Source organism: Rhizobacter sp. P3_C12 (assembly GCF_056402735.1).
Window position 1 is genome coordinate 1 of the sequence record NZ_JBFUGW010000631.1, and the last position, 861, is coordinate 861.

1 protein-coding gene and 1 pseudogene are annotated in these 861 nt (G+C 70.6%); both read left to right on the forward strand.

Annotation, left to right across the window (positions count from 1 at the left end):
- A partial coding sequence (locus AC1DXV_RS35075) for a TOBE domain-containing protein (RefSeq protein WP_477938109.1) occupies window positions 1–508 on the forward strand: 508 nt, incomplete at its 5' end.
- A gap of 51 nt (window positions 509–559) precedes the next feature.
- A pseudogene (gene malE / locus AC1DXV_RS35080) lies at window positions 560–861 on the forward strand (maltose/maltodextrin ABC transporter substrate-binding protein MalE); the annotation flags it as partial.

Sequence of the window (861 nt, forward strand, 5' to 3'; positions counted from 1 at the left end):
TCGCATCGTCGTGCTCAACGCAGGCCGCATCGAGCAGGTGGGCACGCCGATGGAGCTGTACCACCGGCCGGTGAACCGCTTCGTCGCCGGCTTCATCGGCTCGCCGAAGATGAACTTCATCGGCGGCACGCTGACGGGCACCAACACGCAACTGGCCCACGTCGCGCTGGACGACGGCTCGGCGGTGACGGTGGCTGCCGATGCGGCCTCGGTCCCGGCCGGCACCAAGGTCACCGTCGGCCTGCGCCCGGAGCACCTCGAGGCGAGCGCCCAGCCGCGCGAAGGCGCGATGCGCGCGCATGTGCAGCTGGCCGAGCACCTGGGCGACACCACGTATCTGCACGTCACGTTGACCGGCCTGGATTCGTCAACGAGAAGCGAGGCGATGACGATCCGCACCGCTCCGGACAACCCGCTGAAGACCGGCGACACCGCGTACCTCAGTTTCTCGCCGCAGCGCGGCTTTCTGTTCGACGCCCAGGGGCGTACGCTCCCGGGCGCCGGCTGAAGGCGGCGCAGGCGTTCGACGGCCCACGAGGCCACCACAGGAGACACGACGATGAGCACCACCAGACGACTCCCTCTCGCGCTGCTGGCCTCGGCCGCGGCGCTGGCCCTGGCCGGCACGCTGCCGCTCGCCGCGCAGGCGGCCGAGCCCGGCAAGCTGCTGATCTGGATCAACGGCGACAAGGGCTACAACGGCCTGGCCAAGGTGGGCGAGGAGTTCACCGCCAAGACGGGGGTGCAGGTGGTGGTGGAGCACCCGGAGGACGCGCCGAACAAGTTCCAGCAGGCGGCCGCGGCCGGCAAGGGCCCGGACATCTGGATCTGGCCGCACGACCGCATCGGCGAGTGGATCGC